The organism is Bradyrhizobium sp. NBAIM08, from assembly GCF_020193935.1.
Lineage (GTDB): Bacteria > Pseudomonadota > Alphaproteobacteria > Rhizobiales > Xanthobacteraceae > Bradyrhizobium > Bradyrhizobium yuanmingense.
Map to the genome: position 1 here is coordinate 1 of NZ_JADYVR010001185.1, position 390 is coordinate 390.

1 protein-coding gene is annotated in these 390 nt (G+C 72.3%); it reads right to left on the reverse strand.

Translation table 11 applies throughout. From position 1 onward, the window contains the following. A partial coding sequence (locus I6F37_RS44060; RefSeq protein ID WP_225154994.1) for a hypothetical protein occupies positions 1-390 on the reverse strand: 390 nt, incomplete at both ends.

Genomic DNA, 390 nt, shown 5'->3' on the forward strand with positions numbered 1-390 from the left:
GGGTGGCCGTCAGGGCGCTGGCCACGCCGTGACCCATCGCGTCGGTCATCGACAGGTGCAGGAGGTCGCGCCCGAGGCTGTAGTCGAAGGTGTCGCCGCCGACGTTCGCGGCCGGTTCCAACCACGCCGACAGGGTGAACGCGCCGCCCTCGCAGGTGAACGCGGCCGGCAGCAGCCGTCGCTGGATCTCGGCGGGCAGCGAGAACGGCGTGCTCCGCTGCCCCCACTCGAAGAGGTCGGTGTGCCGTCGGTTGGCGATCACCTCGAAACCGAGCAGGTGCGCGGTGCGGGTGATCTCGGCCAGGGTGTCGGCACCCGGCTCCGCCGGCAGGGACATCTCCAGCAGGCCGAGGGCCTCACCGCGCTCGGTCACCGGCGCGAGCACGATCC